The 11563-nt window shown below is 61.2% G+C and carries 14 protein-coding genes; 6 read left to right on the forward strand and 8 right to left on the reverse strand.

What is annotated here, in order from left to right; all coding sequences use genetic code 11:
* Positions 1-80 precede the first annotated feature (80 nt).
* The 5 genes from AACY13_RS17990 (at position 81) to cmoB (ending at position 3879) form a co-directional block, all read left to right on the forward strand.
* On the forward strand, positions 81-794 hold the full coding sequence (locus tag AACY13_RS17990) for a hypothetical protein (RefSeq protein WP_339462937.1): 714 nt from the start codon (positions 81-83) through the stop codon (positions 792-794).
* Positions 795-921: 127 nt separating this feature from the next.
* Positions 922-1317, forward strand: coding sequence for a protease inhibitor I42 family protein (locus AACY13_RS17995; protein WP_339462938.1), 396 nt, complete (start codon positions 922-924; stop codon positions 1315-1317).
* Positions 1318-1532: 215 nt separating this feature from the next.
* Positions 1533-2105: a hypothetical protein gene (locus tag AACY13_RS18000; protein WP_339462939.1), complete on the forward strand. Its 573-nt coding sequence runs from the start codon at positions 1533-1535 to the stop codon at positions 2103-2105.
* 65 nt (positions 2106-2170) lie between these two features.
* Positions 2171-2914, forward strand: coding sequence for a carboxy-S-adenosyl-L-methionine synthase CmoA (gene cmoA / locus AACY13_RS18005; protein WP_339462940.1), 744 nt, complete (start codon positions 2171-2173; stop codon positions 2912-2914).
* The gene (gene cmoB, locus AACY13_RS18010) at positions 2911-3879 is read left to right on the forward strand and encodes a tRNA 5-methoxyuridine(34)/uridine 5-oxyacetic acid(34) synthase CmoB (RefSeq protein WP_339462941.1); all 969 of its coding nucleotides are present in this window, start codon (positions 2911-2913) and stop codon (positions 3877-3879) included. Before cmoA ends, cmoB begins: the two co-directional genes overlap by 4 nt.
* On the opposite strand, the gene AACY13_RS18015 is transcribed toward cmoB, so the two are convergent.
* Positions 3876-4166 carry a hypothetical protein gene (locus AACY13_RS18015; protein ID WP_339462942.1) on the reverse strand — a complete coding sequence of 97 codons (291 nt, stop codon included), beginning with the start codon at positions 4164-4166 and terminating at the stop codon, positions 3876-3878. The two genes, cmoB and AACY13_RS18015, sit on opposite strands and share 4 nt — an antisense overlap.
* A gap of 109 nt (positions 4167-4275) precedes the next feature.
* Between AACY13_RS18015 and AACY13_RS18020 the strand changes: the two genes are divergently transcribed.
* Entirely contained in the window at positions 4276-5178 is a 903-nt protein-coding gene (locus tag AACY13_RS18020) for a LysR substrate-binding domain-containing protein (protein ID WP_339462943.1), read from the forward strand.
* 89 nt (positions 5179-5267) lie between these two features.
* Here the strand turns inward: AACY13_RS18020 and pdxJ are convergent, their stop codons facing one another.
* The 7 genes from pdxJ to lepA all read right to left on the reverse strand — a co-directional run bounded on the left by pdxJ (position 5268) and on the right by lepA (position 11480).
* Positions 5268-6014 carry a pyridoxine 5'-phosphate synthase gene (gene pdxJ, locus AACY13_RS18025; protein ID WP_339462944.1) on the reverse strand — a complete coding sequence of 249 codons (747 nt, stop codon included), beginning with the start codon at positions 6012-6014 and terminating at the stop codon, positions 5268-5270.
* Complete coding sequence (recO, locus tag AACY13_RS18030; RefSeq protein ID WP_339462945.1) at positions 6007-6705, reverse strand: DNA repair protein RecO; 699 nt, start codon at positions 6703-6705, stop codon at positions 6007-6009. Before recO ends, pdxJ begins: the two co-directional genes overlap by 8 nt.
* Positions 6706-6755: 50 nt before the next feature.
* Positions 6756-7658: a GTPase Era gene (gene era, locus AACY13_RS18035; RefSeq protein ID WP_339462946.1), complete on the reverse strand. Its 903-nt coding sequence runs from the start codon at positions 7656-7658 to the stop codon at positions 6756-6758.
* On the reverse strand, positions 7651-8340 hold the full coding sequence (gene rnc / locus AACY13_RS18040; RefSeq protein WP_339462947.1) for a ribonuclease III: 690 nt from the start codon (positions 8338-8340) through the stop codon (positions 7651-7653). Before rnc ends, era begins: the two co-directional genes overlap by 8 nt.
* Entirely contained in the window at positions 8337-8714 is a 378-nt protein-coding gene (locus AACY13_RS18045; protein ID WP_339462948.1) for a DUF4845 domain-containing protein, read from the reverse strand. Before AACY13_RS18045 ends, rnc begins: the two co-directional genes overlap by 4 nt.
* A gap of 106 nt (positions 8715-8820) precedes the next feature.
* Positions 8821-9675 (reverse strand): signal peptidase I, encoded by an 855-nt coding sequence (gene lepB, locus AACY13_RS18050; RefSeq protein WP_339462949.1) that lies wholly within the window; start codon positions 9673-9675, stop codon positions 8821-8823.
* A gap of 5 nt (positions 9676-9680) precedes the next feature.
* Positions 9681-11480 carry a translation elongation factor 4 gene (lepA, locus tag AACY13_RS18055; RefSeq protein ID WP_339462950.1) on the reverse strand — a complete coding sequence of 600 codons (1800 nt, stop codon included), beginning with the start codon at positions 11478-11480 and terminating at the stop codon, positions 9681-9683.
* Positions 11481-11563 lie beyond the last annotated feature (83 nt).

Consider the following 11563-nt stretch of genomic DNA (forward strand, 5'->3'; position numbering starts at 1 on the left):
GGTTTGTTGCAACTGGCAGGAGAGTTGCAGACCCGGCATGCACGCTTTTCGTGCTGCCTGCCGATTCGAGGAGTCCTGCCATGGAACTCAGTATTGCCGTTGCACTGGCATTGGCCCTTTATCTACTGGGCCAGTGGCTGCACAGGCGCGCCAGCCAGCGCCATTACCAACACCTGAAGACGCTGCAGAGTACCACCCTGCAGCGTGCCCTCGAGCTGCTACAGCATCTGCAGAAACACCGCGGCCTGGGGGCGCAACAGGATATCGTCAGCGTCAGTCAACGTAACGCCATCGCCCGCCAACTCGATCAGCTCTGGCTGAACTGGCCCGGGCCCAGCCTGCAGCTGGCCCCACTGCAGGAAGACTGGCCCAGACTGCGGCGCAACCCGGCCGACTTTGCCGCCCACTGCCAACTGATCGAAGGCCTGCTGGGGGTTATCGAGCAGCTCGAGGAGCGCCTGTGCCTGGCCGCGACCAGCGAACTGGGCGGCCTCGGCCAGGCCTGCCGGGTACTCGAGGACCTGGCGCGCCTGCGCGGCCTGGCCGTGCGGGCGACCAATTACAAGCACTGCCCGGCAGGGCTGCAACAGCAGATGCGGCAGCTCTGCCAGAAGCTCGACCAGACGCACAATACGACCCCATTGCAGCAACTCCTGCAGCGTATCGAGCACGACCTGATTGCGGCCCCACAGGTACAGCTGGCAGCCGGCGAGTGTTTTGCGCTATTCGCCCCGGCGATCGAGGAGTGCGCCCAGCGCCTGCGCCTGCCCAGCGCGGCCCTTGGCCAGGGCTAGAGTTAGAGCTAGGGGGTCTGTTGCCATTTCATTCACGGCAGCGATGAAACGACAACAGACCCTAGGGTTACGCCCGCCAATCTGCACGGCTATGCTGGCAGGCATTGACCGTCGCTTGGAGTTGACCATGACCGCCCTCCGCTTGCCGTTGTTACTCGGCCTCGCCCTGTTGAGCGCCTGCGCGCACAAGCCCAGCAGCGTAACCCTGCAACAGAACCAGCAGAGCAAATGCCCACTGACCCTGTACAGCGGGCAGCAGTTGATTCTGCAGATGCCGAGCAACCCCACCACCGGCTTTCGCTGGCTGGTCCGCGACTCCGCCGCCAGCGTCCTGCAGAGCCTTGGCCCCGAGGTCTACAGCAACCCGGAAGACGCCGGCCTGGTCGGCAGCGCCGGGCGCTCGACCTGGCGCTTCCAGGCCAAACAGGCTGGCGAAGGACGCCTGCTGCTGACCTATCAGCGCCCCTGGGAAGTGGGTGTGGTGCCGGCACAACAATTCGATTGCACCATCACGGTCAAATAACCCGGCAGCGCCGGCATTGCCCCACGGGTTGCCGCCGCGCCTTGCACTATCGCCGCCGCTTATCCGCCACGGGACGGCCGCGACGCAGCGCCAACAGGCCGTCAGTGGAGGTCATGCCGCCGGCAGTCAAACTCAGCAGCGTGATCGGTTTAACAGGCAGAGCGGCGAGATATCGACTATAGAAAAGAGACACCCCTTCACTCAGGAAAACCAACATGACGGACACTGGGTATGCAGTTGGCCTATTCCTCATGCTGACCTTGCTTTCGGGTTGCAGCAGCCTCCTACCCAGCGAGCAGGAAGAAGCCCTTTCCCCGTTCAACGACTATCTGGATGCTGAAATACGTTACGCCCAGGCCGTCCCCGGGAAAACCACCCGCGCCGAACTCTTCGCCCTGGGCTTCGACCCTCTGGCGGAGGGCAATGGCAAGATGCTCTCCTTTATCGACATCCGCCTGATGTTCGTGCAGCCCAATGTGCCCATCGACTACCTGCCCGAAGGCCTGCTGCGCTGCCTGGAAGCCAAGGACCGCTGCATCGGCTATTCCTTCGAGTTCAACAAGACCGACACCCAGCGGGTGGGTAACTTCTGGGCCGACGCCTTCAATTTCCGCAAGAAGAGTGAACTGCAGGGCTGGATCTTCCGCTCGGTATTCGTACTGGTGGATGGGGTGCTGGTGCACAAGCTCAGCAACGGCGAGCCGAATATCCGCCGCTACGAAGTCAAGCGCAATCCACTGGGCCCCCTGCAGGGAGCCGGCGAATTCTTTTCCGACCAATTGAGGTAATCATGGTTTGGCTTAACGCCACACTTGGCTAAAATGCCGGCCTTTCTCGACCAGTGCGCAGCCCCGTGACCAAACAGCCCGACCGCCTCTTCGCCCAACCCCTGGCCCAGGTGCCCGACTTCGCCTTCAACGAGGATGTGGTGCGGGTGTTCCCGGACATGATCAAGCGCTCGGTGCCGGGTTACCCGACCATAGTCGAGAATATCGGCGTGCTCGCCGGCCAGTTCGCCCAACCGCATAGCGTGCTCTACGACCTGGGCTGCTCCCTGGGCGCGGTGACCCAGGCGCTACGCCGCCATGTGCAGATCGAAGACTGCCAGGTGATCGCGGTGGACAACTCCAGCGCCATGGTCGAGCGCTGCCGCGAATACCTGCACGCCCAGGACTCGATGTTCCAGGAGCTGTTGCCGGTCGAGGTGCTCGAGGCCGACATCCTCGCCCTGGAATTCCAGCCGGCCTCGCTGGTGGCGCTGAACTTTACCCTGCAGTTTATCCAGCCCGAACAGCGCCTGCCCCTGCTCACGCGGATTCGCCAGGCCCTGTTGCCCGGCGGCGCACTGATCCTCTCGGAAAAGCTGCGCTTCGAGGACCAGGCGCAGCACGACCTGCTCGGCGAGCTGCATATCGCCTTCAAGCGCGCCAACGGCTACAGCGAACTGGAAATCGCGCAGAAACGCAGCGCGATCGAAAAGGTCATGCTGCCGGACAGCCTGGAACAGCACCGCGAACGCCTGCTGGCCGCCGGCTTCAGCCAGGTGGTGCCCTGGTTCCAGTGCCTGAACTTCGCCTCCCTGATTGCCCTGCCATGATCGGCCGCCTCGACCTCGACGCCCTGCAAGCACAACTGGCCGGCACCCCGTTGCAGGACTGGGCGGCCGACGTGCCCGGGCAGATCGACGCCAAACTGACGGTCGGCCATGGTGACCTGCCGCGCTGGTACGGCGCGGTACAGGCGCTGCCGCAACTGCAGGTCGAACACCTGGAGCTGCTGCACCGCTTCAGCTTCGATGGCACCTGCGACGCCCCCACCCGCGCCGCACTGAAAAGCGCCTTGCAGGGCCTGATCCCCTGGCGCAAAGGCCCCTTCGACCTGTTCGGCGTGCAGGTGGATACCGAATGGCGCTCGGACTGGAAGTGGCAGCGGGTCGCCCCGCACCTGGCGCTCGAGGGCAAACGGGTACTGGATGTGGGCTGCGGCAACGGCTATTACATGTGGCGCATGCTCGGGGCCGGGGCCGATAGCGTGGTCGGCATCGACCCCAACTGGCTGTTCCTCTGCCAGTTTCTGGCGATGAAGAACTACCTGCCCGACCTGCCCGCCTGGCATCTGCCGCTGGCGTTCGAGGAGCTACCCGGCAAGTTGCAAGGTTTCGACACGGTGTTTTCCATGGGCGTGCTGTATCACCGCCGCTCGCCTATCGATCACTTGATCGACCTCAAGGACTGCCTGGTCAAGGACGGCGAGCTGGTGCTGGAAACCCTGGTGGTCGAAGGCGATGCCCAGCAGGTGCTGGTGCCCGAAGATCGCTACGCACAGATGCGCAACGTCTGGTTCCTGCCCTCGGTGCCGGCGCTGGAACTCTGGCTGCGCCGCGCCGGTTTCGTCGATGTGCGCTGCGTGGATGTCAGCACCACCTCGGTGGATGAACAGCGCTCGACCGAGTGGATGCGCTTTCAGTCGCTGCCAGAGTTCCTCGACCCGGCCGACCATAGCCGCACTGTGGAAGGCTTGCCGGCACCGAGCCGCGCAGTCGTGATCGCGCGAAAACCCTAGGGGTTTTCGCGTTCTCGGCGGAGTCTGTTTTTACGCGCGGCGATCACCCGAAGCGACTCGCCAGCACCCTGCGCGACCGTAGCCCGGATGCTGCCCAAGCGAACCAGACCCTGTGCGTCCTGCTGCAACAGCTTGCGCATCTGGCGACGCCAACGCCATGCCGACAGCCAATCGACAATGGCATTCTGTAAATCGAATGGCCACATTGCCGGCATATAGAATTCCGGCATATCGGCGGCCTTGACTTTTTGCTCACGATGGTCGCACTGGATTTTCAGCTTATTCATTTGGGTACTCCTCGTTTTGCAATGCCCGGCATTGACTTGCAAAGAGGATGTATTGCCCCTAACGTTCAATCAAACGACTAATACGAAACCAACTGTTTAGCGAAACTGAATGAACGAATTAAGTGAACTGACGCCTCCGCTATTACCGCAGGCCTTGCCACTGCTGGAAAGCGACGTACTCAAGACCTTTGTCGGTATCGCCGAAAGTGGCAGCTTTACCCGCACGGCCGCCCAGATATATCGCAGTACGGGAGCGGTCAGCATGCAGATCAAGCGCCTCGAAGAGGCCCTCGGATGCAGCCTGTTCAGCCGCGAAGCCAAGCGGGTCACGCTGACACCAGACGGCGAAATCCTCCTGGGTTATGCCAGACGCCTGCTCAAACTTAACGAAGAGGCCGTCTCGCATTTCCTGACTCCCGCACTGGCTGGCAAGGTGCGCTTTGGCACCCCGAACGATCTCGCCACCCGTGTGCTGCCAAGCGTCTTGAGTATGTTCGCCCGCAGCCACCCCGCCGTGCTGGTTGAGGTATGCGTGGGTCGTAGCGTGGATCTGGTGGCGAAACTGGATGCAGGAGAGCTCGATCTGACCCTAATCGAAACCGGCAACGAAGGCCTGGACGATTCACTCGGCGAGGTCATCCATTCCGAGGACCTGGTCTGGGCAGGTCGTGATGGCGGCCTGGCCGTACTGCGCTCGCCCCTGCCACTGGCGCTGTCCAATCACGGATGCGCCTGGCGCAGAGCCGCGCTCGATGCCCTCGACCGCAGTGGGCGGACATACCGCATCGCATACTCCTGCGAGCAGTATGCCGGGCAGGAAGCAGCAATGATTGCCGACCTGGCCGTGGCACCCTTCCCTCGCAGCCTGATCAAGCCACCGCTGAAATGCCTAGGCGAGGAACAGGGGTTGTTACCCTTGGGCAAGTACCACATCAAACTGCTTCGCGGTGGCAACAGCGACAACGCAATCGAAGCACTGGCCGCGCAACTGATACGGGCATTCAATGGGTAGCGTTAGAGGCAATACTCAACACTGTAGTAATAGTGCGGGACGGTTTCAGCACCGATAAGAGATCGCAGCCACAAACCGCCCGAAAACAATCAGCCGCGATTGGCCGCTGCGACGATAAGCCCTTTCATCTCCGCCACCGCCTGCTTAAAGCCGACAAACAGCGCATGAGCCACCAGGGCGTGGCCGATATTCAGCTCGTTGATCCCGGCAATCGCCGCCACCGGCTCGACGTTGTGGTAGTGCAGGCCGTGCCCGGCATTGACGATCAGGCCGTGCTGCAGGCCGCAGGCCACGCCGTCGCGAATCCGCGCCAGCTCGCGCGCCGCTTCCTCGGGGCTATGGGCATCGGCATAGCGGCCGGTATGCAGTTCGATGGCCGGTGCGCCGACGCGCTTGGAGGCCTCGATCTGCTGCGGATCCGGGTCGATAAACAGCGACACCTCGCAGCCGATCTTGCTCAGGCGCTCGACCGCGGCGCGAATCCGTGCTTCCTGCCCGGCCACATCCAGACCGCCCTCGGTGGTCAGCTCCTGGCGGGTTTCCGGTACCAGGCAGACGTGCTCGGGGCGAATGCTTTCGGCGAAGGCGAGCATTTCCTCGGTGACGCCCATTTCGAAGTTCATCCGCGTCTGCATGACCTCCTTGAGCAGGCGTACATCGCGCTCCTGGATATGCCGACGATCCTCGCGCAGGTGCACGGTGATGCCGTCGGCACCCGCCTCCTCGGCGTCCAGTGCGGCCTTGACCGGATCCGGGTAACGGGTCCCGCGGGCCTGGCGCAGGGTGGCGACATGGTCGATGTTCACACCCAGCAGAATTCGGTTGGCATCAGTCACGGTTCGGCTCCTTGAGCGTCATGAAAAGTTCGCGGCTGACCAGCGGTCGGCCGCCTAAATGGGGGGCTAGGGCCTGGCGCATCAGGCGTTTGGCGGCGGCCAGGGCACCGGGTGCAGTCCAATCCGCTTCGGCCATGGCCAACAGCTCGGCCCCTTGAAAGGCACCGGGCTGCAACTGGCCAATCGGCACCAAGCCGGTTTCGCTGTGCAACCGATACAGGCCGCTGGCGACTATGGGCTGGCCTTCGCTGTCGAGATCCAGGGCGAAACCATAGCCCAGCTCGTCGAGCAGACGCCATTCAAAAGAACGCAGCAAAGGTTCCAGAGCACGACCTTCGGCCAGGGCCAGCACGGTCATGGCGTAATGTTCGAACACGGCGGGATGGGGGTCTTCGGCGGGCAGCAGGCGAATCAGCAGCTCGTTGAGGTACAGGCCGCTGAACAGCGCCTCGCCCACCAGCAGATTGGGGATACCGGCGGGGTCGAGACGGCCGACATTCTTCAGCTCGCCACGCCCGCGAAACTCGGCTTCCAGCGGAATAAACGGCCGCGCCAGACTGCCGGCCTTGCCCCGCGCCCCGCGCAATACCGCACGCAGGCGGCCCTGTGGAGTAAGAAAGTCCACCAGCGCGCTGCTTTCACGGTAAGCGCGGCTGTGCAGAACATAGGCAGGTTGACTGTCTGCAAGCATGGCCGATGGTGACTCGAAGTGACGGGCGCAAGGGCGCGCCCGTGGGCAACTCAGATGTTGTCGTAACCCAGGGAGCGCAGGGCACGCTCGTCGTCCGACCAGCCGCCTTTGACCTTGACCCAGAGGTTGAGCATGACCTTGGAGTCGAACATCACCTCCATGTCCTTGCGCGCCTCCTGGCCGATGCGTTTGATCCGCTCGCCCTTGTCGCCAATGATGATCTTCTTCTGGCCGTCACGTTCGACCAGGATCAGCGCATGGATATGCAGGATGCGCCCGTCGCGCTTGAACTCCTCGATTTCCACGGTGATCTGATACGGCAGTTCGGCCCCCAGCTGGCGCATGATCTTCTCGCGCACCAGTTCAGCGGCGAAGAAACGGCTGGAGCGGTCGGTGACCTGGTCTTCCGGGAAGAAATGCACGCCTTCTGGCAAGTGCTCGCCCACCAGTTTTTCCAGGGTATCGAGGTTGTGCCCGTGCTGCGCGGATACCGGCACGATCTCGGCCTTCGGCAACTGGCTGGCCAGCCACTCCAGGTGCGGCATCAGCTCGGATTTATCTTCGATGCGGTCGGTCTTGTTGATCGCCAGAATCACCGGACCTTCGACGTACTGGATACGCTCGAGCACCATCTGATCCTCGTCGGTCCAGCGGGTGCGATCGACCACGAAGATCACCACGTCGACATCCTTCAGCGCCGACGAGGCGTTCTTGTTCATATAGCGGTTGAGTGCTTTCTCGTTGTTCTTGTGCAGGCCAGGGGTATCGACATAGATCGCCTGCACGCTGCCTTCGGTCTTGATCCCGAGCATGTTGTGCCGGGTGGTCTGCGGCTTGCGCGAGGTGATCGCCAGCTTCTGGCCGAGGATGTGGTTGAGCAACGTCGACTTGCCCACGTTGGGCCGGCCGACGATGGCGACATAGCCACAGCGTGTAACAGGTGTATCAGTCATTGCCATTCTCCACACCCAGGGCGATCAGCGCGGCAGCGGCCGCCACCTGCTCGGCGATACGCCGGCTGGCACCCTGCCCCAGGGTTTTATCATTGAGTAAGGTGATCTGACATTCGACCACGAATGTCCGACAGTGCGGCTCGCCCTGGATGTCCGCCACTTCATAACGTGGCAGCTCGCAGCCGCGCGACTGCAGAAATTCCTGCAGGCGGGTTTTCGGGTCCTTGTTGGTATCGACCAGGGTCAGGCTGTCCAGCTCGGTGGTCAGCCAGGCCAACACCCGCTCCCGTGCTGCATCCATGCCGGTGTCCAGGTAGATGGCACCGATCAGCGCCTCCAGGGCATCGGCAAGAATCGACTCGCGACGAAAACCGCCACTCTTCAGCTCCCCGGAGCCCAGGCGCAGGTACTCGCCCAGGTCGAAACCACGGGCCAGGATGGCCAGGGTCTCGCCCTTGACCAGGCGCGCACGCAAACGCGATAACTGCCCTTCGCGGGCCAGCGGAAAACGCTGAAACAGCGCCTCCCCGGCGACGAAATTGAGAATGGCATCGCCGAGGAACTCCAGGCGCTCATTATTGCGCCCGGCAAAACTGCGATGGGTCAGGGCCAGGACCATCAGCTCCTGGTCTTTAAACGTGTAGCCGAGCTGACGCTCGAGGCGGGCCAGGGAATCACTCACGGCATGCGCACACGAAATTCTTTATCGAAGCGCACCACCAGGTCGATATTCTGGATCAGCGGCTCACGTTTTTCGTACTTCAAGTGCGCGCGAAATTCGTTGTTTTCCAGCTTTACCTTAAGCGCATCCTTCAACTTCAGGTCGCGAATACTGTTAACCGACATGCCCTTTTCGACGTGACTATAAAATTCCCCCACCGAGCCGACTTGCGACGCACTGTCGGTCTCCACTGCGGTGATGATCTTCTCCAGCGACATATAGTCGAAGTAATGCGGCAATACCTTGAATGCCGCGCTGGCTAGAAAAGCAACCAAGGCCAGCACCATCAACCAGCCCAGTATCGACATACCCTTTTGCGAACGCGCAAATTTCATATTTAACCCCAAGTATTTGAGTTATCCGGTAGCCATCAAGGCTGGGGACAAGACTATATATAGCCTGCGACGCTGCATTTAACAGCGTCGCAAAATTGTCGACGCGTCAGTGAATCAGGCCGACACGGGAGAAATTGGGCAGGTTGCGCGACTTGGGATCGGGCCAGCTCATCCACACCGCGAAGGCTTTGCCGACGATATTCTGATCCGGCACCATGCCCCACAGGGCCTTGGGAATCGCCGGATCATTCCAGTAACGGCTGTCATTGGAGTTGTCGCGATTGTCGCCCATCATGAAGTAATGCCCTTGCGGCACCACCCACTCACGGCCCGGCTCAACCCGGTAGCGCTTCATTTCCTTACGGATCTGGTGCTCGGCCTCGCCCAGTTTTTCGTTATACAACACTGCGCTGCCCAGGCTGCCCGGTTCCTCGCCCAGTAATTGCTGGGCCACCGGTTCACCATTGATAAACAGGCGCTTATCGCTGCTGTAGGCCACATGGTCGCCAGCCAGTCCGACCACACGCTTGATGTAGTTGATATTAGGCTCGCTGGGGTAGCGGAACACCATCACATCGCCGCGCTGCGGATCACCCACCTCGATCACCTTGGTATCGAGTACCGGCAGGCGAATACCGTAGGCGAACTTGTTGACCAGGATAAAGTCGCCCACTTCCAGGGTCGGTTTCATCGAACCGGATGGGATCTGGAACGGCTCGACCAGAAAGGAGCGCAACACCAGGACAATGGCCAGGACCGGGAAGAAGGACTTGCCGTACTCGACCAGCAGCGGCTCCTTGTTCAGGCGATCCACTACCGTCTCGTCGGGCTCGTTGACCTGGCCATGATAAGTCGCGATGGCTGCTCGCCGGCGCGGGGCCAGAAAGATCAGATCGAACAGCGCCAAGGCACCACAGACAGCGACAGCGATAACCAGCAACAGCGGAAAATTTAGCGACATAGGACCTAACTATCCAACCTGAGCACGGCAAGGAAGGCTTCTTGTGGAATTTCCACGTTACCGACCTGCTTCATCCTTTTCTTACCAGCCTTCTGCTTTTCCAGCAGCTTGCGTTTACGGCTAACGTCACCGCCGTAGCATTTGGCCAGCACGTTCTTTCTGAGCGCCTTGACGGTGGTCCGCGCCACAATCTGCCCGCCAATGGCGGCCTGAATTGCCACATCGAACATCTGCCGCGGAATCAGCTCTTTCATCTTCTCGGTCAACGCACGACCTTTGTAGTGCGCGTTGTCACGATGCACGATCAACGCCAGGGCGTCGACCTTCTCACCGTTGATCAGCACGTCCAGCTTGACCAGATTAGCCGATTGGTAGCGATCGAAGTGGTAATCCAGCGATGCATAACCACGGCTGGTCGACTTCAAACGGTCGAAGAAGTCCAGCACCACCTCGTTCATCGGCAGGTCGTAGGTCACCTGCACCTGGGAACCGAGGAACAGCATGTCATGCTGCACGCCGCGCTTCTCGATGCACAGGGTAATCACGTTGCCCAGATGCTCCTGCGGCACCAGGATATTGGCCCGCACGATCGGTTCGCGCATATCCTCGATCGACGACAGATCCGGCAGTTTCGACGGGTTATCGACGTAGATCGTCTCGCCGGTCTTGAGCAGCAGTTCGAAAATCACCGTCGGTGCGGTGGTGATCAGGTCCAGGTCGTATTCGCGCTCCAGGCGCTCCTGGATGATCTCCATATGCAGCATGCCGAGGAAGCCGCAACGGAAGCCGAAGCCCAGCGCGTCCGAACTTTCCGGGGTGTACTGCAGCGAGGAATCGTTCAGCGTGAGCTTTTGCAGGGCCTCGCGAAAGTCTTCGAAATCGTCGGAGCTGACCGGAAACAGACCGGCATAGACCTGCGGCTGGATGCGCTTGAAGCCCGGCAGCACGTCGACGTCCGGAGTCGAACTCAGGGTCAGGGTGTCGCCCACTGGCGCGCCGTGAATATCCTTGATGCCGGCGATGATAAAGCCCACTTCGCCGGCCTTCAGATCGACTGTGGCGGTGTGCTTGGGGTTGAACACACCGACGCTGTCCACCAGATGGATCTTGCCGGTGGACTTGACCAGCACCTTGTCGCCCTTCTTGATCCGCCCGTGGCGCACCCGCACCAGAGACACGACACCCAGGTAGTTGTCGAACCAGGAGTCGATGATCAGGGCCTGCAGCGGGTCTTCGATATTCCCGGTCGGAGCCGGAATGGTATGCACCAGGCGCTCGAGCACCTCATCGACACCCAGGCCGGTCTTGGCACTGCAGGTCACTGCATCGGTGGCATCGATGCCGATGATCTTCTCGATTTCTTCCTTGACCCGGTCCGGGTCGGCCTGGGGCAGATCGATCTTGTTTAACACCGGCATGACCTCGAGCCCCTGCTCGATGGCGGTGTAACAGTTGGCGACCGACTGTGCCTCGACGCCCTGACCGGCATCGACCACCAGCAACGCCCCCTCGCAGGCCGCCAGAGAGCGGCTGACTTCGTAGGTGAAATCGACGTGACCGGGGGTGTCGATAAAGTTCAGCTGGTAGGTGATGCCATCTTTGGCCTTGTAGTAGAGCGTAACGCTATGAGCCTTGATGGTGATGCCGCGCTCACGCTCCAGATCCATGGAGTCCAGCACCTGGGCTTCCATTTCGCGGGCAGCCAGACCACCACACATCTGGATAAAACGGTCAGCCAGAGTCGACTTGCCATGGTCAATGTGGGCAATGATGGAGAAATTGCGGATATGACTCAAATCACTCACGGGTCAACACTCAGAAAGGCCGCAGGCGACTGCCCGCCGAAAATAGCCGCGAATTGTACCCGATTGCCGGCTGACGGTCACCC

The organism is Pseudomonas sp. EA_105y_Pfl2_R69 (genome assembly GCF_963970915.1).
Lineage (GTDB): Bacteria > Pseudomonadota > Gammaproteobacteria > Pseudomonadales > Pseudomonadaceae > Aquipseudomonas.

What these genes read in the sequence shown, in the direction of transcription:
- AACY13_RS17990 (WP_339462937.1), top strand. Translation starts at nt 81, where the DNA reads ATGGAACTCAGTATTGCCGTTGCACTGGCATTGGCCCTTTATCTACTG.
- AACY13_RS17995 (WP_339462938.1), top strand. Translation starts at nt 922, where the DNA reads ATGACCGCCCTCCGCTTGCCGTTGTTACTCGGCCTCGCCCTGTTGAGC.
- AACY13_RS18000 (WP_339462939.1), top strand. Translation starts at nt 1,533, where the DNA reads ATGACGGACACTGGGTATGCAGTTGGCCTATTCCTCATGCTGACCTTG.
- cmoB (WP_339462941.1), top strand. Translation starts at nt 2,911, where the DNA reads ATGATCGGCCGCCTCGACCTCGACGCCCTGCAAGCACAACTGGCCGGC.
- AACY13_RS18015 (WP_339462942.1), bottom strand. Translation starts at nt 4,166, where the DNA reads ATGAATAAGCTGAAAATCCAGTGCGACCATCGTGAGCAAAAAGTCAAG.
- AACY13_RS18020 (WP_339462943.1), top strand. Translation starts at nt 4,276, where the DNA reads ATGAACGAATTAAGTGAACTGACGCCTCCGCTATTACCGCAGGCCTTG.
- recO (WP_339462945.1), bottom strand. Translation starts at nt 6,705, where the DNA reads ATGCTTGCAGACAGTCAACCTGCCTATGTTCTGCACAGCCGCGCTTAC.
- era (WP_339462946.1), bottom strand. Translation starts at nt 7,658, where the DNA reads ATGACTGATACACCTGTTACACGCTGTGGCTATGTCGCCATCGTCGGC.
- AACY13_RS18045 (WP_339462948.1), bottom strand. Translation starts at nt 8,714, where the DNA reads ATGAAATTTGCGCGTTCGCAAAAGGGTATGTCGATACTGGGCTGGTTG.
- lepB (WP_339462949.1), bottom strand. Translation starts at nt 9,675, where the DNA reads ATGTCGCTAAATTTTCCGCTGTTGCTGGTTATCGCTGTCGCTGTCTGT.